The 19,773-nt window shown below is 57.2% G+C and carries 15 protein-coding genes; 7 read left to right on the forward strand and 8 right to left on the reverse strand.

Annotated features, from left to right (window positions below; translation table 11 throughout):
• The first annotated feature begins 131 nt into the window (after positions 1 to 131).
• The 4 genes from AAGR22_RS20350 (at position 132) to AAGR22_RS20365 (ending at position 6,958) form a co-directional block, all read left to right on the forward strand.
• Complete coding sequence (locus tag AAGR22_RS20350; RefSeq protein WP_345829298.1) at positions 132 to 2,453, forward strand: Tex family protein; 2,322 nt, start codon at positions 132 to 134, stop codon at positions 2,451 to 2,453.
• A gap of 148 nt (positions 2,454 to 2,601) precedes the next feature.
• Positions 2,602 to 2,826, forward strand: coding sequence for a ferrous iron transporter A (feoA, locus tag AAGR22_RS20355; protein ID WP_067699889.1), 225 nt, complete (start codon positions 2,602 to 2,604; stop codon positions 2,824 to 2,826).
• 13 nt (positions 2,827 to 2,839) lie between these two features.
• Positions 2,840 to 5,140: a Fe(2+) transporter permease subunit FeoB gene (feoB, locus tag AAGR22_RS20360; RefSeq protein ID WP_345829302.1), complete on the forward strand. Its 2,301-nt coding sequence runs from the start codon at positions 2,840 to 2,842 to the stop codon at positions 5,138 to 5,140.
• Positions 5,141 to 5,254: 114 nt separating this feature from the next.
• Positions 5,255 to 6,958, forward strand: coding sequence for an alpha-amylase family glycosyl hydrolase (locus tag AAGR22_RS20365; protein WP_345829304.1), 1,704 nt, complete (start codon positions 5,255 to 5,257; stop codon positions 6,956 to 6,958).
• A 35-nt stretch (positions 6,959 to 6,993) separates the two neighbouring features.
• On the opposite strand, the gene AAGR22_RS20370 is transcribed toward AAGR22_RS20365, so the two are convergent.
• Positions 6,994 to 7,263, reverse strand: coding sequence for a DUF1471 domain-containing protein (locus AAGR22_RS20370; RefSeq protein ID WP_067699898.1), 270 nt, complete (start codon positions 7,261 to 7,263; stop codon positions 6,994 to 6,996).
• 171 nt (positions 7,264 to 7,434) lie between these two features.
• Complete coding sequence (bioH, locus tag AAGR22_RS20375) at positions 7,435 to 8,211, reverse strand: pimeloyl-ACP methyl ester esterase BioH (protein WP_067699901.1); 777 nt, start codon at positions 8,209 to 8,211, stop codon at positions 7,435 to 7,437.
• A 34-nt stretch (positions 8,212 to 8,245) separates the two neighbouring features.
• Here bioH and gntX point away from each other — a divergent pair, with 34 nt between their 5' ends.
• Both gntX and nfuA read left to right on the forward strand, forming a co-directional pair.
• A complete protein-coding gene (gene gntX / locus AAGR22_RS20380) occupies positions 8,246 to 8,929 on the forward strand; it encodes a DNA utilization protein GntX (RefSeq protein WP_345829306.1) in 684 nt (227 codons plus the stop codon).
• A 58-nt stretch (positions 8,930 to 8,987) separates the two neighbouring features.
• Positions 8,988 to 9,563 (forward strand): Fe-S biogenesis protein NfuA, encoded by a 576-nt coding sequence (nfuA, locus tag AAGR22_RS20385; protein ID WP_067699907.1) that lies wholly within the window; start codon positions 8,988 to 8,990, stop codon positions 9,561 to 9,563.
• A 4-nt stretch (positions 9,564 to 9,567) separates the two neighbouring features.
• Here the strand turns inward: nfuA and malQ are convergent, their stop codons facing one another.
• The 4 genes from malQ to glpE all read right to left on the reverse strand — a co-directional run bounded on the left by malQ (position 9,568) and on the right by glpE (position 14,015).
• Positions 9,568 to 11,628 (reverse strand): 4-alpha-glucanotransferase, encoded by a 2,061-nt coding sequence (gene malQ, locus AAGR22_RS20390; protein WP_345829308.1) that lies wholly within the window; start codon positions 11,626 to 11,628, stop codon positions 9,568 to 9,570.
• Positions 11,629 to 11,848: 220 nt separating this feature from the next.
• Positions 11,849 to 12,607 carry a DeoR/GlpR family transcriptional regulator gene (locus AAGR22_RS20395; protein WP_067699914.1) on the reverse strand — a complete coding sequence of 253 codons (759 nt, stop codon included), beginning with the start codon at positions 12,605 to 12,607 and terminating at the stop codon, positions 11,849 to 11,851.
• Positions 12,608 to 12,651: 44 nt separating this feature from the next.
• The gene (gene glpG / locus AAGR22_RS20400; protein ID WP_345831632.1) at positions 12,652 to 13,467 is read right to left on the reverse strand and encodes a rhomboid family intramembrane serine protease GlpG; all 816 of its coding nucleotides are present in this window, start codon (positions 13,465 to 13,467) and stop codon (positions 12,652 to 12,654) included.
• Positions 13,468 to 13,688: 221 nt separating this feature from the next.
• Positions 13,689 to 14,015: a thiosulfate sulfurtransferase GlpE gene (gene glpE / locus AAGR22_RS20405; protein ID WP_067699917.1), complete on the reverse strand. Its 327-nt coding sequence runs from the start codon at positions 14,013 to 14,015 to the stop codon at positions 13,689 to 13,691.
• Positions 14,016 to 14,240: 225 nt separating this feature from the next.
• Between glpE and glpD the strand changes: the two genes are divergently transcribed.
• Positions 14,241 to 15,749: a glycerol-3-phosphate dehydrogenase gene (gene glpD, locus AAGR22_RS20410; RefSeq protein WP_067699919.1), complete on the forward strand. Its 1,509-nt coding sequence runs from the start codon at positions 14,241 to 14,243 to the stop codon at positions 15,747 to 15,749.
• Positions 15,750 to 15,857: 108 nt separating this feature from the next.
• Here the strand turns inward: glpD and glgP are convergent, their stop codons facing one another.
• Together glgP and glgA are read right to left on the reverse strand one after the other, a co-directional pair.
• On the reverse strand, positions 15,858 to 18,305 hold the full coding sequence (glgP, locus tag AAGR22_RS20415) for a glycogen phosphorylase (protein WP_345829309.1): 2,448 nt from the start codon (positions 18,303 to 18,305) through the stop codon (positions 15,858 to 15,860).
• Positions 18,306 to 18,326: 21 nt separating this feature from the next.
• Positions 18,327 to 19,760, reverse strand: coding sequence for a glycogen synthase GlgA (gene glgA / locus AAGR22_RS20420; protein ID WP_067699923.1), 1,434 nt, complete (start codon positions 19,758 to 19,760; stop codon positions 18,327 to 18,329).
• Between the last annotated feature and the right edge of the window lie 13 nt (positions 19,761 to 19,773).

Below are 19,773 nucleotides of genomic sequence, written 5' to 3' on the forward strand. Positions count from 1 at the left end.
ACAGATTTCGACCCCCGCCGCATGACTGATGTGAACAATTCCTAATGACGTGGATTTACCGCCCCGCCGCTGGCAATTTTTGCCCGCAATCCGTATAACTGTCCGCTGACTCTTAAGCCACAAAGTAACCGATGATGAAAGAATCACTGAGCCGCATAATTGCAAATGAACTCCAGGCACGGACAGAGCAGGTTGATGCCGCTGTTCGTCTGCTGGATGAAGGGAACACCGTGCCGTTTATCGCACGCTATCGTAAGGAGGTGACCGGTGGCCTGGATGATACCCAGCTACGCCAGCTGGAAACCCGGCTGGGCTATCTGCGCGAGCTGTCCGAGCGCCGCCAGGCGATTCTCAAATCCATCGGCGACCAGGGCAAGCTTACCGACGAGCTTGCTAACGCCATCAGCAACACCCTGAGCAAAACCGAACTCGAAGACCTCTACCTGCCCTATAAGCCAAAGCGCCGTACGCGTGGAATGATCGCCATTGAGGCCGGTCTGGAACCGCTGGCCGAGACGCTGTGGCAGGATCCATCTCACCTCCCGGAGACGCTGGCCGCCCGCTTCGTAGATGCCGATAAGGGCGTTGCCGATACCAAAGCCGCGCTGGACGGCGCCCGCTACATTCTGATGGAGCGCTTTGCAGAAGACGCCACGCTGCTGGCTCAGGTACGTGCCTGGCTGTGGAAGAACGCCCACCTAGTCTCGCGCGTGACGGAAGGCAAAGAGGAAGAGGGCGCGAAGTTCCGCGACTACTTTGATCACCATGAAGCGCTGGCATCCGTGCCGTCCCATCGTGCGCTGGCGATGTTTCGCGGCCGCAATGAAGGCATATTGCAGCTATCGCTTAATCCGGACCCACAGTTTGACGAGCCGCCGCGCGAAAGCCACGGCGAGCAGATTATTATCGACCACCTTGGCCTGCGGCTGAATAACGCCCCAGCGGACGCCTGGCGTAAGGCCGTGGTCAGCTGGACGTGGCGTATTAAGGTGCTTCTGCACCTGGAAACCGAGCTGATGGGTACGGTACGCGAGCGCGCTGAAGATGAGGCAATCAACGTTTTTGCCCGCAATATGCACGACCTGCTTATGGCGGCACCCGCCGGGATGCGGGCGACCATGGGCCTGGATCCTGGACTGCGTACCGGCGTAAAAGTTGCGGTCGTTGACGCCACCGGCAAGGTGGTTGCCACCGACACCATTTACCCGCATACCGGGCAGGCGGCGAAAGCGGCCGCCGCGGTGGCCGCACTCTGCACCCGACATCAGGTGGAGCTGGTGGCGATCGGCAACGGCACCGCCTCACGTGAAACCGAACGCTTCTTTATCGACGTCCAGAAGCAATTCCCCCAGGTACAGGCGCAGAAGGTGATCGTCAGCGAAGCGGGCGCATCTGTCTATTCCGCCTCCGAGCTGGCTGCGCTGGAGTTCCCGGATCTGGACGTCTCGATCCGCGGGGCCGTCTCCATCGCGCGCCGCCTGCAGGATCCTCTCGCTGAACTGGTGAAGATCGACCCGAAATCGATCGGCGTGGGCCAATATCAACACGACGTCAGCCAGAGCCAGCTGGCGAAAAAGCTGGATGCGGTCGTGGAAGACTGCGTAAACGGCGTCGGCGTGGATCTGAATACCGCCTCGGTGCCGCTACTGACCCGCGTGGCCGGGCTGAGCAAAATGATGGCACAGAATATCGTCAGCTGGCGTGATGAGAATGGTCGCTTTCAGGACCGCCAGCAGCTGCTGAAGGTGAGCCGTCTGGGGCCAAAAGCCTTTGAACAGTGCGCTGGCTTTCTGCGCATCAGCCAGGGTAAAAACCCGCTGGATGCCTCAACGGTTCACCCGGAGGCTTACCCGGTCGTGCAGCGCATCCTGGCCGCCACCGAACAGTCGCTGGATGTGCTGATGGGTAATCCGACGGCGCTGCGCACCCTGCGCGCGGTGGACTTTACCGATGAGCGGTTCGGCGTACCGACCGTCAGCGATATTATCCGGGAACTGGAAAAACCCGGCCGTGACCCGCGCCCGGAGTTTAAGACGGCGCAGTTCGCTGAGGGCGTTGATACCATGAACGACCTGCAGCCGGGTATGGTGCTGGAAGGGGCGGTTACCAACGTGACTAACTTCGGTGCCTTTGTCGATATCGGCGTTCATCAGGACGGGCTGGTACATATCTCCTCCCTCTCCGATAAGTTTGTCGACGATCCGCATAAGGTGGTGAAAGCGGGCGATATCGTTAAGGTCAAGGTGATGGAGGTTGACCTGCAGCGCAAGCGCATCGCGCTGACCATGCGTCTGGACGAACAGCCGGGTGAAGCCGCTTCACCGCGCCGCAGTCCGGCCAGCAACAACCGTGATGCAGGCCGTCCGGCGGCGAAATCCCGTCCGCGTCCGGCACAGCCTGCCGGCAATAGCGCTATGGGCGATGCGCTGGCGGCAGCGTTCGGCAAAAAATAACGGCATTACCCCAGGGCGGATCGCCGTATCCGCCCTTCCCACTCCCCTGAAAATTGTTTTGCGTCAATACCGACGAGAATAATTCTCATTATAATTACCCCCCTCAATTATCACGATGCGGCAATTTTCCGCGCCACGGGGTAAAAATATGCCTGTTGTACCCTTGCAGCACTACAAAATCGTTAGTTTCTCGCCCACCATCAATACCGCGTTTCGCCAGAAGCTGCTGTCACACGGCCTGCTGCCCGGCGCGACCTTCCAGGTAAAGCGCGTAGCGCCCTTTGGCGACCCGGTGCAAATCGAAACGCGCCGCGTCAGCCTGATGCTGCGTAAAAAAGATCTGGCGTTTCTTCGCCTTGAATCCCTGAACTGAGGCGGAGGTAAGGATGAAAACGTATACCATCGGGCTGATTGGCAACCCTAACGCCGGTAAAACCACGCTGTTTAACCAGCTCACCGGCGCGCGGCAGCGGGTCGGGAACTGGGCTGGGGTAACGGTTGAACGCAAGGAAGGCACCTTTACCACCGCTCAGCACAAGGTGCGGCTGATTGACCTGCCCGGCACCTATTCCCTGACGACGTTATCGGAACAGGCCTCGCCTGACGAGCAGATCGCCTGCCGCTATATGCTGAGCGGCGAAGCTGACCTGGTCATCAACGTCGTGGATGCCAGCAATCTTGAGCGCAATCTGTACCTTACCCTCCAGCTTCAGGAACTGGGGGTGCCCTGCATCGTTGCCCTGAATATGCTGGATATTGCTGAAAATCAGCATATCGCGCCTGACGTTGCCGCGCTGGAAAAACAGCTCGGCTGCCCGGTCATCCCGATGGTGTCGAACCGGGGAACGGGCATCGACAGGCTGAAAAAAGCCATTGACGACGCTCGTCGCTCCATCGGTAACGTTAACATCCCCTACCCCGCTGATGTCGAGGCTTGCGTCCGGCAGCTGTGCGACGCCATGCCGGAAAACCTTCCCCCGGTACAGCAGCGCTGGCTGGCGCTCCAGGCACTGGAAGGGGATGTCTACAGCCTGGCCCGGGTGGCAACACCCGCAGGATCGCCTGATGCACTTAATCTGCACGATGCCCCGCTAAAGATTGTCTCTGCCCGCTATCAGGCCATTGAGGCCGTTTACCGCACCGTAACGGATACGCACCTTGCCACGCCGCATCGCCTCTCTGCCCGCCTCGACAGCCTGGTGCTTAATCGCTGGCTTGGACTGCCCATATTTCTGCTGATGATGTACCTGATGTTCTTTCTGGCCATTAATCTCGGCGGGGCGCTACAGCCGCTATTTGAGATTGGCTCGGCGGCGATTTTTATTCATGGCATACAGTGGATCGGCGCAGTGCTGCATTTCCCGCTGCCGCTGACGCTGTTCCTGGCACAGGGCATTGGCGGTGGCATCAATACCGTGATGCCGCTGGTGCCGCAAATCGGCCTGATGTACCTGTTCCTGTCCCTGATGGAAGATTCCGGCTATATGGCCAGAGCCGCTTTTGTCATGGATCGACTGATGCAGGCGATAGGATTACCGGGTAAATCCTTCGTGCCGCTGATTGTCGGTTTTGGCTGTAATGTCCCGTCGGTCATGGGCGCCCGTACGCTGGATGCCCCGCGTGAGCGCCTGCTGACCATCCTGATGGCGCCCTTTATGTCCTGCGGCGCGCGGCTGGCTATCTTCGCGGTATTCGCTTCCGCCTTTTTTGGTCAGCGGGGATCGCTGGTGGTTTTCAGCCTTTATCTGCTGGGCATTGCCGTGGCCATCCTCACCGGGCTGCTGTTAAAGCATACGCTTCTGCGCGGCGAGGCCACGCCCTTCGTAATGGAGCTGCCCACCTGGCACGTTCCGCACCTGAAAACCCTGCTATTACAAACCTGGCAGCGGCTGAAAAGCTTTGTGCTGCGGGCCGGGAAAGTGATTGTTCTGGTCTGCGTGGTGATAGGCGGCCTGAACAGCTTCTCGTTCAGCGGACAGCCGGTATCCACGATTAATGACTCCGCGCTGGCCAGCGTCAGCCGCCATCTGACGCCGCTGCTGTCACCGATGGGCATACATGATGATAACTGGCAGGCAACGGTTGGCCTGGTCACCGGCGCAATGGCAAAAGAGGTGGTAGTCGGCACGCTGAATACGCTCTATACCGCACAGGCGCTGCATGAGGAGCCGTTTGATGCCGCCAGTTTCAGCCTGACCGGGGAGCTGGCGACGGCGGTCGAGGAAACCTGGGATGGAGTAAAAGAGGCGTTCAGCCTTAGCGTGCTATCTAATCCCGTTGAGGCCAGCAAAGGCGACGGCGAGATGGCCGGCAGGGCGATGGGTGTGATGCACAGCAAATTTGCCAACGATGCCGCCGCCTATAGCTACCTGATTTTCGTGCTGCTGTACGTGCCCTGCGTATCGGTGATGGGCGCGATTGCCCGTGAAAGCAGCGGCCGCTGGATGCTGTTCTCTATATTCTGGGGGCTGAACCTGGCCTGGTGCCTGGCAACGCTGTTTTATCAGGTGGCGACCTTTAGTGAACATCCTCAGTACAGCACCATCGTGCTGCTGGCGGTATGTGCCTTTAATGTCGTGCTGTGGCTGGTGCTGCGGAGTATCACGCTCCCTGCATCGCCGCTGGCGGTCAGGCCCGTTGCTGAAAAGGGCTGCCCCGGCTGCCCCCGTAACGGCAGCTGTCACTGATTTAGCGGCATCATGCCCTTGTCGACCGCTTCGTTGCAGTTGCGGTTTTGCTTCCAGGGTCTACAGTGAAAGTTAACGTAGCTGTCCAAAAATGCGGTGGCGCACTGTATAAAAATGGAAATTATCAACAGCCTGCTCGATAAAATCTATGACCATACCTTTCCCGCCGCCTGTCGGGAAAGGCTGACAGAAAGCATTCAACATACCCGCAGCGCCATCAACCACCCGCGCAAGGCCCACTGGGATGAAAAAGATGTGGTGCTGATAACCTATGCCGATCAGTTTCGTGAAAGTGATGCCCCCACTCTGCAAACCTTCTGCCGTTTTTATCAGCGCTATCTTCACGCCAGCTTTAACCTGGTTCACCTGCTGCCTTTTTTTCCCTGGTCGTCCGACGATGGTTTTTCGGTAATGGATTACCATCAGGTCAGCCCGGCCTGTGGCGAATGGTCCGATGTCGCCGCGCTGCATCAGCGCGTCCGGCTGATGTTTGATTTCGTCTGCAACCACATGTCAGCGCACAGCGCCTGGTTCAAACACTATCTGGCAATGGATCCCGGCTGGGATGATTTCTTTATCAGTATGCCCCCGGCGACCGATCTCAGCAGCGTCACCCGGCCAAGAACCTCCCCTCTGCTCACCCCTTTTACGCTGGCCGATGGCAGCACGCGGTTTATCTGGACGACTTTTAGCGCGGACCAGATTGACCTTAACTTCGCCAATCCCAGGGTGCTGGTGATGATGGTGGAGGTGCTGCTGGACTATCTGGCGAAGGGGGCAGACTATGTCCGGCTGGATGCAGTGGGCTATATGTGGAAAACCCCCGGTACCGCCTGCATTCATCTGGAAAAAACCCATCTGCTGGTTAAATTATTTCGCGCTATCGCCGGTGAGGTCGCACCCGGTACGGTGATTGTGACGGAAACCAATGTGCCGCACCGGGACAATATCAGCTATTTTGGCAACGGGCAGGACGAGGCGCAGATGGTGTATCAGTTTTCGCTGCCGCCGCTGGTACTGCATGCCATCCATTACGGTTCGTCCCGCGCGCTGAAGCAGTGGGCCAGCTCGCTGCCAGCGGGCGACGGCAGGACCACCTATTTCAATTTTTTGGCTTCCCATGATGGCATCGGTCTGAATCCACTGAGGGGGCTTTTACCTGAGACGGAAATAGTGTCGCTGGTGCGGGATCTGGCGATGGAAGGCGCGCTGATTTCTTATAAAAATAACCCTGACGGCACCGCCAGTCCCTATGAAATTAACGTCACCTATATGGACGCACTAAACAGCAAAGAGGAGAGTGACGATATTCGCCTGCAACGCTTTATGCTGGCGCATGCGCTACTGCTGGCTTTCCCTGGCGTTCCCGCGATATATATTCAGAGTATTCTCGGCTCGCGGAATGATATGGCGGGGGTTAAGGCGGCGGGGCATAACCGGGCGGTTAACCGCGAGAAATATGCGCTCCACGACATTGAAGCGGCGCTCGCCAATAAGCAAACGCTGCGCCATCGGGTTTATTACGCACTCAGCGGACTGATTCAGCTGCGGATCCGACAGCCTGCCTTGCACCCTGATAATCCAATGACGGTACTGGCGAGCGATAATGCCCTGTTTATTTTCCGCAGGCAGGCAGTTAAGGGGGGGGAGGCTTTGCTTTGTGTTTACAACCTCAGCAGTCGGGAAATAACCTTGGCACCGCCGGAGAGCGAACGCTACCGTGATATTTATCACAATGTCATTATAGAGAGCGAGGCGGAACTGACGCTGGCCCCATGGCACTGGCTGTGGCTGGAAAGCTGCCCACAACGGGCCTGAGGGGAGTCGGGCGGGGGGAGACCCCGCCCGCCATATTATTTATAAACGTCTGCAACGGCGCTGAATTTACCGTGCTCACGACCGGCGATAATCAGATAGTATTTACCGCCTTTCTCATCAGCCAGTTTGGATAACGCATGTTTGGCATCCATCGGTGACGTCGTTTCCGCCGTCGTATTGACCGTGCCAATTTTTTCCAGCTTCATGCTTTTCACTTCTTCTTTGGTGACTTCTTTTGCCGCAAAGGCACCGAAAGAAACAGAACCCATCACTAAAGCAATCGCAACAGTTTTAATCATTTTCATCAAAGATACTCCAGTTAATATTGTTGTAAGGAATAAGCAGCCGCTTGATGATCAGACAGGGAGGAAACCCGGGCCCGCTCCCTGGACAGCTCAGAGGTAAAAGTAAGCGCCCCTGCTCACCTCACTGATTATTACCGGAAACGAATAAATTGCCAGTTTTGTAAGCGAAAATTAATGGGGGATTTCAAGGGCGAATTCCTTAAGTCGATCGCAAAAAACGTCCGGGTGGGAAATAAAGGGCGCGTGTGCCGCTTTTTCAATAATAACCGACCGGCTGCCGGGCCATGCTTTATCCAGCACTGGCGCTATCCGGCGCGGGACCAGGCCATCAAGGGCGCCATAAATACGCAGCAGCGGCACGCTGAGCGTCAACATTTCCTGGCGCAGATCGAGGGTGCGCAGCGTTTCCAGCCCGCCATTCAATACTTCAACCGACGGGGATGGCAGGGCCAGTACCACGCTCTTTAACAGGCGCGCATCCTGACGGGCCGATTCCGTACCCAGCGTTTGCAGGGCAAGAAACCGCTCAACGGTGCGCTGAAAATTTTCGCTAAGCTGGTGCTGAAAGCCGCTTAGCGTTTCAGGCCTGATGCCAGGCCACTCCTCTTCGGCGGTGAAACAGGGTGATGACGCCACGCTAACCAGTCCGGCTACGCGCCCGGGGTGCAGCAGCGCCATTTTGCTGGCGACCAGGCCACCCAGTGACCAGCCCAGCCATATCGCCCGCGCAGGAGCCTGCGGCAACAGAGTTTCAACCATCTCCTCAACGTGCATCGGCGGAAAGGCCTGGCTGCGACCGTAGCCCGGCAGATCGACCAGATGCAGACGAAAATGAGGGCTGAGCCGCGCAATGAGATGCTGCCATACGCCCGCATTCAGCCCCCACCCGTGCAGCATCACAAGATCGCGATCGCCGTCGCCGATAGTCTGCCAGTAAAGCTGAGTCATCCGTTAATATCCTGTTTTTGCCATGGAGGCCGCTATGCTATCAATCCCTGCCCTCTGTTGGCTATGCCAGATGCCGTTAGCCATCGCCCATCATGGCTGCTGTAGCCTGTGCCTGCGCCACCTGCCCCGTCTGCCCCCGTGCTGCCCACGCTGCGGATTGCCCGCTCTGCATGAGGGAACCCCCTGTGGTCGCTGCCTGGTCCACCCCCCGGCCTGGAGCAGGATCGTTGCGGTTTGCGACTGGCAGCCGCCCGTTAAGGCGCTGGTTAAGCGCCTGAAGTTTTACCGCATCACCGCGCTTTCGCTGATGCTGGCCAGGCTGATGCTGCTCGCCTGGCTCGCCGCCCGCCGTCAGCACGGGCTGCGTAGACCTGATGTGATGATGACGGTACCGTTACAGAAGAATCGCGCCTGGCAGCGGGGCTTTAATCAGATGGATGACATCGCCCGCTACCTGGCCCACTGCTGCGGCTGCCGCTATCTCCCCGCGGCTCTTAAACGCACCCGTAAGGCAAAAATCCAGCACCGCTTAACTGCATCTGCACGGCGGCGTAATTTACGCGGTGCATTCAGGGTTGAAATTGACGTCAGGGAGCGGCATATCACTCTGCTGGACGATGTGGTCACCACGGGCAGTACCGCTCAGGAAATTAGCCGCATACTGCTGGCCGCCGGTGCGGCCAGCGTAGAGATATGGTGCCTGTGCCGAACCTTGTAGAGCGTCGGCGATGGGCGTATTATAACCAACTAAATTAGTCAACTATTGAGCAATCGCCATGATCCGAATTACTGATTCTGCGCAAGAGCACTTTGCAAAACTGCTTTCGAAACAGGAAGAGGGCACCCAGATCCGCGTATTCGTTATTAATCCGGGTACGCCGACCGCGGAATGTGGCGTCTCTTACTGTCCACCCGATGCCATTGAAGCCACCGATACTGAACTTAAGTTCGACAAGCTTTCGGCCTTTGTTGACGAACTGAGCGCGCCGTACCTGGACGACGCTGAAATCGACTTCGTTACCGATAATCTGGGTTCTCAGCTTACGCTTAAGGCACCCAATGCCAAGATGCGTAAGGTCAGTGATGACGCCCCGCTTATCGAGCGCGTGGAGTACCAGCTACAGGCACAAATTAACCCGCAGCTGGCCAGCCACGGCGGCAAGGTTTCGCTGATGGAAATTACCGACGACGGCTACGCTATTCTGCAATTCGGCGGCGGCTGTAACGGCTGTTCAATGGTTGACGTGACCCTGAAAGAAGGCATCGAAAAAGAGCTGCTGGTGGCCTTCCCTGAACTTAAGGGCGTGCGCGACCTGACCGAGCATCAGCGCGGCGAGCACTCTTTCTACTAAAACGTCACCGTCTGCGATCAACGTCTTTGATTAAGCGGTTAACGCGCGGATCGGCAAACATCTCCTCCAGCGTGGCGCTCAGTTTGCGCCGCCAGTTGGGGTACTGTTCGGTGGTTCCGGGAACGTTAACCGGCTTGTCCATATCGAGCCAGTCTTCCGGTTGCAGGCCGAGTAAAGCGCTTTCGCTATCAGCGATAAATCGCTGCATACCGCGATTCAGTTCGTGGCTCATTTTCATCCGGCTGGCTTTTTTACCGCTGTGCTTTGGCAGGCAGCCATACTGATGCAGCGCATTCAGCAGGGCCTGTTTCTGCCGGGCGCGGTCCTCATAAAGTCCGCGCAGGATGACTTTGTCCGGGTAAAGCCCCAGCCGCTCGCCCAGCGCCAGGTCATCTGCCGTCCAGAAACCCCGTAAGGTAGGCAAGTCGTGCGTCGTGGCGCTGGCCATTGACTGCCGTGGCCAGGCCTCGGGGGAACGGTAGCTGTCCTTATCCTGCTGCTCGAAATAGAGCACCTTCCACGAGTAGATACCGCTGTCCCTTAGCAGGGCGACGATCTCCTGTGGGACGGTTCCCAGATCCTCCCCGATCACCATGCACTGGTTGCGCTGACTTTCCAGCGCCAGGATCGCCAGCAAATCCTCCACCGGGTAATGGACATAGGCACCAAAATTGGCCGTTTCCCCGGCGGGGATCCACCACAGGCGCAGCATTGACATAACATGATCGATGCGCAGGGCGCCGCAGCTCGCCATATTGGCTCGGATCATGTCGATAAAGGGCTGGTAGCCGCGCGCGGCCATAACATGCGGATCCATCGGCGGCAGCCCCCAGTTTTGCCCAAGCGGGCCGAGGATATCCGGCGGCGCGCCAACCGACGCCCCCAGGCAGTAGAGCGCTCTGTCGCACCAGGTTTCCGCTCCGCCTTCTGAAACGCCAACCGCCAGATCGCGATATAATCCTACCGGCATTCCCCGCTGCTGGCTAAGCTGCCAGCAGGCGTCAAACTGGCCTGCGGCCAGCCACTGAAGCCAGAGCCAGAAGCGGATATCCCGCTTATTTTGCTGACAAAACTGCTGCACCGCCTGGCCGCCGGGATCCTGCATCACCTCCGGCCAGGCTGGCCAGCCCCAGCGTGCTGCATCCTCCTGCAGCATCGCACCATGCAGCGCATCGTAGGTCGCCTGCCACCAGAGACCTGATCCACCATCGACAATAAACGCCTCAAATTCGCTAACGGCCGGGTCATCTGCTGTGCGCTGCTCAAACTGCTGCCAGGCATGCCGCAGGCCGGCAATTTTCAGCTCTGCCACCCGGGAGTAGTCCACCCAGTCGCTCTGTCTGGCCTTCGCCAGCTGCGCCTGGGTGTTTTTTTGCTGCCACCAGCGCTGAGCAGCGACGCTCTGCTGGAAGTCCGGCACCGCCGCTACGTCGATATAGAGCACATTCAGCCAGCGCCGTGATGAAGGGCTGTATGGACTGGCGTTTTCCGGGCTGGCAGGGTAAAGCGAATGAATTGGATTGAGTCCAATAAAGGCACCGCCGCGATCGGCAAGCTCCGCCAGCATCTGTCTCAGATCGCTGAAATCACCCATCCCCCAGTTACTTTCGGACCGCAGGGTGTAGAGCTGCACGCAGGCACCCCACAGCTTTGCCCCCTGCCGCAGCGGTTCAGGCTCGAAGCAGCGCGTTGGCGCGACGATAATCCGGCACGTCCAGTCTTTTTTACCCTGGTGAAGATGAAGCTGATGATAGCCAAACGGCAGGCTGCCCGGCAGCGGCAGCGCCTGGCCCGCACTTACCTGGCCACTGTATTCCCGTCCGCTTTCCAACACCAGCTGCCACTGATACTCGCCGCGTCCGGCAATATCGACCTTTACGCTGCGCCGACGGGTAAACACTTTGCAGGCCGGGATCGGACCAGGCTTCGTCCTGCCAGCTTCAGACATTGCAGCCAGCAGGCGCTGACGAACCTGATGGCTTATTGCCTCGGGTTCACCTTTTGCATTGATATAGTTTGCGGCTATTCCCGCTGCCGCTGAAGCCTGCTCAAACTTGTTATCCATTGTCCCGTCCTTACGGTTTGCCCTGCCTGACAGGCGTTGATCATGATGAAAAGCGCGTTCCGCGCTGTGGCTCACCGTTGATAAAAAACACAATTACAGGCTCTTACAGTTAAGACCGGATCGGATAAAAAAGCTTCCCGGCGGAGAAGATATTCTGGTGTGAAGGCAACGTTCTGAAAGCGGAGCAGCATCCATGCTACAACTTGATAAGGGTCAAACTTCAGCAAAGCTCAAGATGCACATCATGCTGTTCAATCATCTTCAGCACGCCAGGGGGCGGGGCTTCGTCGGTAAACAGATAATCGATCAGGCCCATATCCCCCAGATTGATCATCGCATTGCGGCCAAACTTGGAGTGGTCGACCGCCAGCATCACGCAGCGTGAGTTCTCGATAATTGCCCGCTTGGTGCGCACCTCGTGGTAGTCGAAATCAAGCAGCGAGCCATCCATATCAATACCGCTAATGCCCAGAATGCCGTAATCCAGGCGGAACTGGGAGATATAGTCCAGCGTCGCTTCGCCGATGATACCGCCATCACGGGTGCGTACCTCGCCGCCAGCGATAATCAGGCTGAAGTCGGGTTTCGACATAAGCAGCATCGCCACGTTGAGGTTATTCGTCACCACCCGCAGATTGCTGTGATTAAGCAGCGCATGGGCCACCGCCTCGGGCGTGGTGCCAATATCAATAAACAGAGAGGCACCATCGGGAATGTGGCTGGCGACCCGCTGGGCGATACGCGCCTTTTCCGCCGACCACATTCTCTTGCGATCCTGCCAGGCCGTATTTTCCGAGCTGGACGGCAGGGCCGCGCCGCCATGATGACGCTGAATTTTGTTCTGTTCAGCCAGATCGTTCAGATCGCGGCGAATCGTTTGTGGGCTGACGGTAAAATGCTCCACCAGCTCCTCCGTACTGACATACCCCTGACGACGCACCAGCTCGATGATGGCGTCATGACGTTGCGTCTGCTTCACATAGCTCTCCTGTTTTCGCGACCGTGCCCGCTATACCTACAGGCTCATTTGACATTACGGGTATCAACAAAGGCCATTGCCAGCCCCACCAGCAGCCCGGTCACATGCGCGGCGTTGGCAATGGACAGCCCAAACCACCCCATATAGCCTACCACCAGCCAGACCACCGCGAAGACCATCATCCCACGCTCCAGATACACGCCGCTATCGGGATCGCGCTCGCCTCTGAGCCAGGCATAGCCCATCAGCGCATAGACCGCGCCGGAGAGTCCGCCAAACATTACGCCGCTGAAGCGGGACTGCATCCAGCCGCTGAGCAGGGCGGATATCACCAAAATCACAAAGAGCTTACCGGCCCCGAGACGTTTTTCAATGGCCCCGCCGAGATACCACCACCACAGCAGATTGAAAGCGATATGGAGAAACGAGAAGTGCAGCAGAGCCGGGGTAAACCAGCGCCACAGCTGAAAATGCTGGTTTTCATTGGGCCACGCCAGCCACGACATGACGGTTTGATCGCCCAGCAGCTGCATCAGGATAAAAACCAGGACACAAAGACCGATAACCGTCAGCGTAAGCGGTCCCGCGCGCTGGGTGATGTTAGCCATCAGCGACGATCCCTGATAGCGAAGGCCGCTGGAGGTGGTGCCAGAGTGCCAGCTCGCGGCCTGGTAGCGTGGGTGATTAGGATCGCGGATAAACCGCTCAAGTTCGCTTTCAACCAGGCTGACCCTGGTATCATCATCCAGCCACAGGATGCTTTGGTTCTCGTGTTCAATCCTGATCGCTACGCCCTGGGTAGCCATATAATCCACAAAGGCCTGCGCCATACGGGGATTGGAAAATTCAGTAATGCGCATCATCGCCGTGGAAGTCCCTGTTTATCATCAAAAAAGAACAGTATATACCCTAAATAATTCGAGTTGCAGGAAGGCGGCAAGAGAGTGGATCCCCGGGAGCTTAAAAAGGTAAATGACTGGGGTGAGTGAACGCAGCCAACACCCCTGCAACCTGAAATTTGACGGGGATATCTTACTGTTTTACCGGGTACAGGCTGTTACACCCAACCTGCGCTCACCCCTTATGCCAGGCTTTCCACCCGCAGCGGGAAAGCGGCCTGCCAGGCCTCGAACCCGCCATCTACGCTGTAGACCTCAGTAAAACCCTGAGTCAGCAGGTACTGCGCCGCACTTTTACTGCTGATGCCGTGGTAACACATGACCAGCACCGGCGTGGCCACATCGGTCTGTTCAATAAAGGCACTCAGTGAGTGATTAGTCAGGTGGATCGCACCGGTGGCGTGTGCCACCGCATAGCTTTGCGGATCGCGTATATCGACCATCTGCGCCTGTTTTTCGATTAGCTGTGCCTGGGCCTGCTGCACGCTGATGCACTGAAATTGATCCATGATGGTGTCCCGTAAGAGCGAAATAAGATCCATTGTAACGCGAACGATGAAGACTATAACCCGGATAGCCGCAGGGTTAATCCTCTTTTCTGGGGGCAATTTTGTTACCTGCATCACGCATAAATGTTTTTATTCGGTTAACGCTGGCATCAATGTTGGTTTGCGATTATTATTGTGCTCGAAAACGAACATTTGAGAACTATTCCGAACATCGGAGGGGATGACGTGGAAACCAAAGACTTGATCGTAATCGGCGGCGGTATCAACGGCGCTGGGATTGCGGCAGATGCTGCTGGACGCGGCCTGTCAGTACTGATGCTGGAAGCGCAAGATTTGGCCTGCGCCACCTCTTCAGCCAGCTCCAAACTGATCCACGGTGGCCTGCGCTATCTGGAACACTATGAATTCCGCCTGGTCAGCGAAGCGCTGGCGGAGCGTGAAGTCCTGCTGAAAATGGCCCCGCATATCGCGTTCCCTATGCGTTTCCGTTTGCCACATCGTCCTCATCTGCGTCCGGCCTGGATGATCCGGGTAGGCCTGTTTATGTATGACCACCTGGGCAAGCGTACCAGCCTGCCCGGCAGTAAAGGTGTGCGATTTGGTGCAGATTCAGTGTTAAAGCCCGAGATCGTGCGCGGTTTCGAATATTCAGACTGCTGGGTTGATGATGCCCGCCTGGTGGTGTTGAACGCGCAGGAAGTGGAAAAGCGCGGCGGCGAAGTCCGTACCCGTACCAAAGTGACCCGTGCATGGCGTGAAAACAATCTGTGGATGGTGGAAGCGGAAGACGTCGACAGCGGTAAAACCTTTACCTGGCAGGCCAGGGGTCTGGTCAATGCTGCGGGTCCCTGGGTTAAAGAGCTGTTTGACGACGGCCTGAAGCTGAAATCCCCTTACGGCATCCGCCTGATCAAAGGTAGCCATATCGTGGTGCCGCGCGTTCACACCCAGAAGCAGGCCTATATCCTGCAAAATGAAGATCACCGCATCGTGTTTGTGATCCCCTGGATGGATGAGTTCTCCATTATCGGCACGACCGACGTCGAGTATAAGGGCGACCCGAAAAACGTGCATATTGATGAGAAAGAGACAGCCTATCTGCTGAACGTGTTTAACAGCCACTTTAAAAAGGCGCTGACCGCTGAGGATATCGTCTGGTCCTATTCCGGTGTCCGTCCGCTCTGTGATGATGAATCGGATTCGCCTCAGGCTATCACCCGTGACTACACGCTCGACGTCCGCGATGATAACGGCCAGGCACCGCTGCTGTCGGTATTTGGCGGCAAGCTGACCACCTATCGCAAGCTGGCTGAACACGCGATGGAAAAGCTGGCGAAGTATTATCCTAAAGCAGGCCCGGCATGGACCAAATCCTGCGTGCTGCCCGGGGGCGATATTGCCGGCACCCGTGAAGACTACGCCGCCAGCCTGCGTCGTCGCTATCCGTTTATCAGTGAGGCCATGGCGCGTCACTATGCCCGTACCTATGGCAGCAACACCGAGCTGTTCCTGAAAGAAGCCAAAAGCCTGGAGGACCTGGGCGAGCTGTTTGGCCATCATCTGTATGAAGCGGAACTGCGCTACCTGGTAGCCAATGAGTGGGTGCGTGAGCAGGATGATGCACTGTGGCGCCGTACCAAGCTGGGTATGTGGCTGAATGACGAGCAGCGCGCGCACGTTGGGGCATGGCTGGCGCAGCATGCGAAAAAGCCTGCGCTATCGCTGGCTTCTTAATGACGAAATAACAGCGGGACGGGGTAAAACTGCTGTCAGCTATAACTGACAGCAGTGCGAACCGGTCCGGTGTGCCCCCCCCGCTCTTATTTATCCCCCCGCCTAAACCTAAAGCTGTACCGGCTTTATCCCCCAAATCTCATCCGCATATTCCTGAATGGTGCGGTCAGAAGAGAAATAGCCCATATTGGCAATATTCAGCAGCGCCCTTCTCGTCCAGTCGTCGGGATTGCGATACAGCTCATCTACCTTATCCTGTGTGTCCACATAGCTGCGATAGTCCGCCAGCAGCTGATAGTAATCGCCCAGGCTTACCAGGGAATCAAAAATATTCCGGTAACGCCCTGGATCCTGTGCGCTGAATTGCCCGGTGGCAATCTGCGTCAGCGCCAGATGAAGTTCGGCATCCTGCTCATAGATTTCGCGCGCGTTATAGCCAGCCGCTCGCAGTGCCTCTACCTGCGGCGTGGTATTTCCGAAGATAAAGATATTCTCTTCACCAACGTGCTCCCGCATTTCAACGTTGGCACCATCCAGCGTACCGATGGTCAGCGCGCCGTTAAGGGCAAATTTCATATTACTGGTGCCGGAAGCCTCGGTACCCGCCAGTGAAATTTGCTCAGAGAGATCGGCGGCCGGAATAATGATCTGCGCCAGGCTGACGCTGTAGTTGGGAATAAAGACCACCTTCAGCTTATTGCGTACCTGGGGATCGTTGTTGATCACCTCTGCCACATCATTGATCAGATGGATAATATGCTTCGCCATGGTGTATGCCGAGGCGGCCTTACCGGCAAAGATGTTCACCCTCGGTACCCAGTCTGCATCCGGGTCGGCCTTAATGCGGTTATAGCGGGTAATGACGTGCAGCACATTAAGCAGCTGGCGCTTATATTCATGGATACGTTTGATCTGCACGTCGAACAGCGCGTGGGGATCAACAACAATATCCATTTTCTGCGCAATATATTCTGCCAGGCGTTTCTTATTTTTCAGCTTGGAGTCGCTGATTTGCGTCAAAAAGCTGGGGTAGTCAATATACTGATTCAGCTCGTCCAGCTGGCTCAGGTCCACACGCCAGGTCCGGCCAATCGTTTCGTCCAGTACGCCGGAGAGCGACGGGTTAGCCAGCGCCAGCCAGCGACGCGGCGTCACGCCGTTAGTTTTATTGGAGAAGCGGCCGGGAAACAGCGCGGCAAAATCGGCAAACAGCGACTGGACCATCAGCGTAGAGTGCAGTTCAGAGACGCCATTAACCTTATGGCTGACCACGACCGCCAGCCAGGCCATCCGTATTTTACGCCCGTTATTTTCATCAATAATCGAAATGCGCGCCTGCAAATCCCAGTCGTCGGGATAGTGTTCCTGAATGGTTTTGAGAAAGTAATCGTTAATATCGAAAATAATTTGCAGGTGCCGCGGCAGGATTTTCCCAATCATATCCACGGGCCAGGTTTCCAGCGCCTCCTGCATCAGGGTGTGGTTGGTGTAGGAGAAGACCTGGCAGGTCACTTCAAACGCATCGTCCCAGCTATATTTATGCTCATCTATCAGCAGACGCATCAGTTCGGGGATGGCCAGCACCGGATGAGTATCGTTCAGGTGAATAGCAATCCTGTCTGCCAGATTGTCGAAGGTTTTATGCATCGTCCAGTGGCGGGCAAGAATATCCTGTACCGTCGCCGAGACCAGAAAATACTCCTGGCGCAGGCGCAGCTCCCGTCCGGAGTAGGTAGAGTCGTCCGGGTAGAGTACGCGGGAAACGTTCTCTGAATGGTTTTTATCCTCTACCGCCGCAAAATAATCGCCCTGGTTAAATTTCCCCAGATTGATTTCATTGCTGGCCTGTGCGCTCCAGAGCCGCAGCGTGTTAGTGGTATCGGTATCATAGCCGGGGATGATCTGATCGTACGCCATGGCCAGTACCTCTTCGGTCTCCAGCCAGCGGGAGCGACTGCCCTCCTGCTGAATACGGCCGCCGAAGCGCACCTTGTAGCGGGTGTTGTAGCGCTGGAACTCCCAGGGATTGCCATATTCCAGCCAGTAATCCGGTGATTCCGCCTGGCGTCCGTCGATGATATTTTGCTTGAACATGCCGTAATCATAACGAATGCCGTAGCCGCGTCCCGGTAGCCCCAGCGTCGCCAGCGAGTCCAGGAAACAGGCTGCCAGCCGCCCAAGCCCCCCATTGCCCAGCCCCGGATCGCTCTCCTCTTCGATCAGTTCCTCCAGGTCGAACCCCATCTCATTCAGGGCGTCGCGGGCATCGTTGTAAATCCCCATGGAGAGCAGCGCGTTGGAGAGCGTCCGCCCGACCAAAAATTCCATCGACAGATAATAGACCTGGCGAACATCCTGCGAGCGCTGCGCGCGATTGGAACGCAGCCAGCGCTCAACCATACGGTCCCGCACCGCCAGCAGCGTAGCATTCAGCCATTCATGCTTGTTGGCGATGACCGGATCCTTACCCAGGGTAAACATCAGTTTATAGGCAATGGAATGTTTTAACGCCTCCACGCTTAGCGTGGGGGCGGTGTAGGTAAAAGGAGCCTTCATAGCAATTTTCCCATTCACTGATTACAACAGCCGCTGATAAAGATCGCGGTAGGCCAGCGCGGCCACCTGCCAGCTAAAATCCATCGCCATCGCCTGGCGCTGTACGTAGCGCCACAGCGAGGGACGGGACCACAAAACAAAGGCGCGGCGGATGGCGCGCAGCAGCGACCAGGCGTTGCTGTCCTCAAAGGCAAATCCGCTGGCAATGCCGTCGGCAAGGTTTTCCAGCGAGCTGTCATTGACGGTATCCGCCAGGCCACCGGTGCGCCGGACCAGTGGGAGCGTGCCGTATTTCAGCCCGTAGAGCTGCGTCAGGCCACAGGGCTCAAAGCGGCTCGGCACCATAATCACGTCGGCTCCGCCCATAATCCGGTGGGAAAACGCCTCGTGATAGCCAATCTGCACGCCCACCTGCCCCGGATACTCCGCCGCCGCGGCAAGGAAGCCCTGTTGCAGAACGGCATCACCCGCCCCCAGCAGCACCAGCTGACCACCCTGCTCCAGCAGCCCGGGGAGCGCCTCGAGTACCAGATCCAGCCCTTTCTGTTTCGTCAGGCGGCTGACGACGGCAAAGACCGGCACCTTCTCATCAATTTTCAGCCCCATGGCAATTTGCAGCTGGCGCTTGTTTTCAACCTTCGCATCAAGGACATCGCGGTTGTAGCGCGCGGTCAGCAGCAGATCGTGCGCCGGGTCCCAGATGGCCGGATCGACACCGTTCAGGATGCCGGTTAGTCGCCCTTCCATCTGCCGCTGCCGCAGCAGGTCCTCCATGCCGTAGCCAAACTCAGGCAGGGTGATTTCCCGCGCATAGGTTGGGCTGACCGCCGTAATATGATCGGCAAAAAACAGACCCGCCTTCAGATAGGAGATCTGACCGAAAAACTCCAGGCCGAACATATCGAAATAGGCGGCGGGCAGCTCTATCTCCTCCAGATGGTGCGCGGCAAACAGCCCCTGATAGGCGAGGTTATGCACGGTGAAGACCGATTTAGCAGGCCGTCCGCGCGCGGCGAGATAGGCACAGGCCAGGCCCGCGTGCCAGTCATGCGCGTGTACCACTTCCGGTCGCCACAGGTTATCCACGCCGCAGGCCAGTTCACATCCCATCCAGCCCAGCAGCGCGAAGCGCAGATAGTTATCCGTATAGGCGTACTGCGATTCATCGTGATAGGGACTGCCTGGCCGGTCATACAGCCCCGGCGCATCAATGATGTAAATCCCTACGCCTGCAAATTCTCCATAGTGCAGCTCTACTCTGCCCGCGAACGTCTGCAGCGTGGCGACAACCTGGGTATCCTTCACCCCTTTTTTAATATCCGGGAAACCCGGGATCAATACTCTGGTATCAATCCCCTCTGCGATTTGCGCCGCAGGTAATGCTCCGACAACATCAGCTAGTCCACCCGTTTTTAGCAGTGGAAAAATCTCTGAACAGACATGTAACACCTGCATTATCAACCCCTTA

It is taken from the genome of Erwinia sp. HDF1-3R (genome assembly GCF_039621855.1).
Lineage (GTDB): Bacteria > Pseudomonadota > Gammaproteobacteria > Enterobacterales > Enterobacteriaceae > Erwinia.

Coding starts and splice junctions, on each gene's coding strand:
- AAGR22_RS20350 (WP_345829298.1), top strand. CDS start 132: ATGATGAAAGAATCACTGAGCCGCATAATTGCAAATGAACTCCAGGCA.
- glgA (WP_067699923.1), bottom strand. CDS start 19,760: ATGCAGGTGTTACATGTCTGTTCAGAGATTTTTCCACTGCTAAAAACG.
- gntX (WP_345829306.1), top strand. CDS start 8,246: ATGCTATCAATCCCTGCCCTCTGTTGGCTATGCCAGATGCCGTTAGCC.
- bioH (WP_067699901.1), bottom strand. CDS start 8,211: ATGACTCAGCTTTACTGGCAGACTATCGGCGACGGCGATCGCGATCTT.
- nfuA (WP_067699907.1), top strand. CDS start 8,988: ATGATCCGAATTACTGATTCTGCGCAAGAGCACTTTGCAAAACTGCTT.
- AAGR22_RS20365 (WP_345829304.1), top strand. CDS start 5,255: ATGGAAATTATCAACAGCCTGCTCGATAAAATCTATGACCATACCTTT.
- feoA (WP_067699889.1), top strand. CDS start 2,602: ATGCCTGTTGTACCCTTGCAGCACTACAAAATCGTTAGTTTCTCGCCC.
- glpE (WP_067699917.1), bottom strand. CDS start 14,015: ATGGATCAATTTCAGTGCATCAGCGTGCAGCAGGCCCAGGCACAGCTA.
- glgP (WP_345829309.1), bottom strand. CDS start 18,305: ATGAAGGCTCCTTTTACCTACACCGCCCCCACGCTAAGCGTGGAGGCG.
- feoB (WP_345829302.1), top strand. CDS start 2,840: ATGAAAACGTATACCATCGGGCTGATTGGCAACCCTAACGCCGGTAAA.
- glpG (WP_345831632.1), bottom strand. CDS start 13,467: ATGCGCATTACTGAATTTTCCAATCCCCGTATGGCGCAGGCCTTTGTG.
- malQ (WP_345829308.1), bottom strand. CDS start 11,628: ATGGATAACAAGTTTGAGCAGGCTTCAGCGGCAGCGGGAATAGCCGCA.
- AAGR22_RS20370 (WP_067699898.1), bottom strand. CDS start 7,263: ATGAAAATGATTAAAACTGTTGCGATTGCTTTAGTGATGGGTTCTGTT.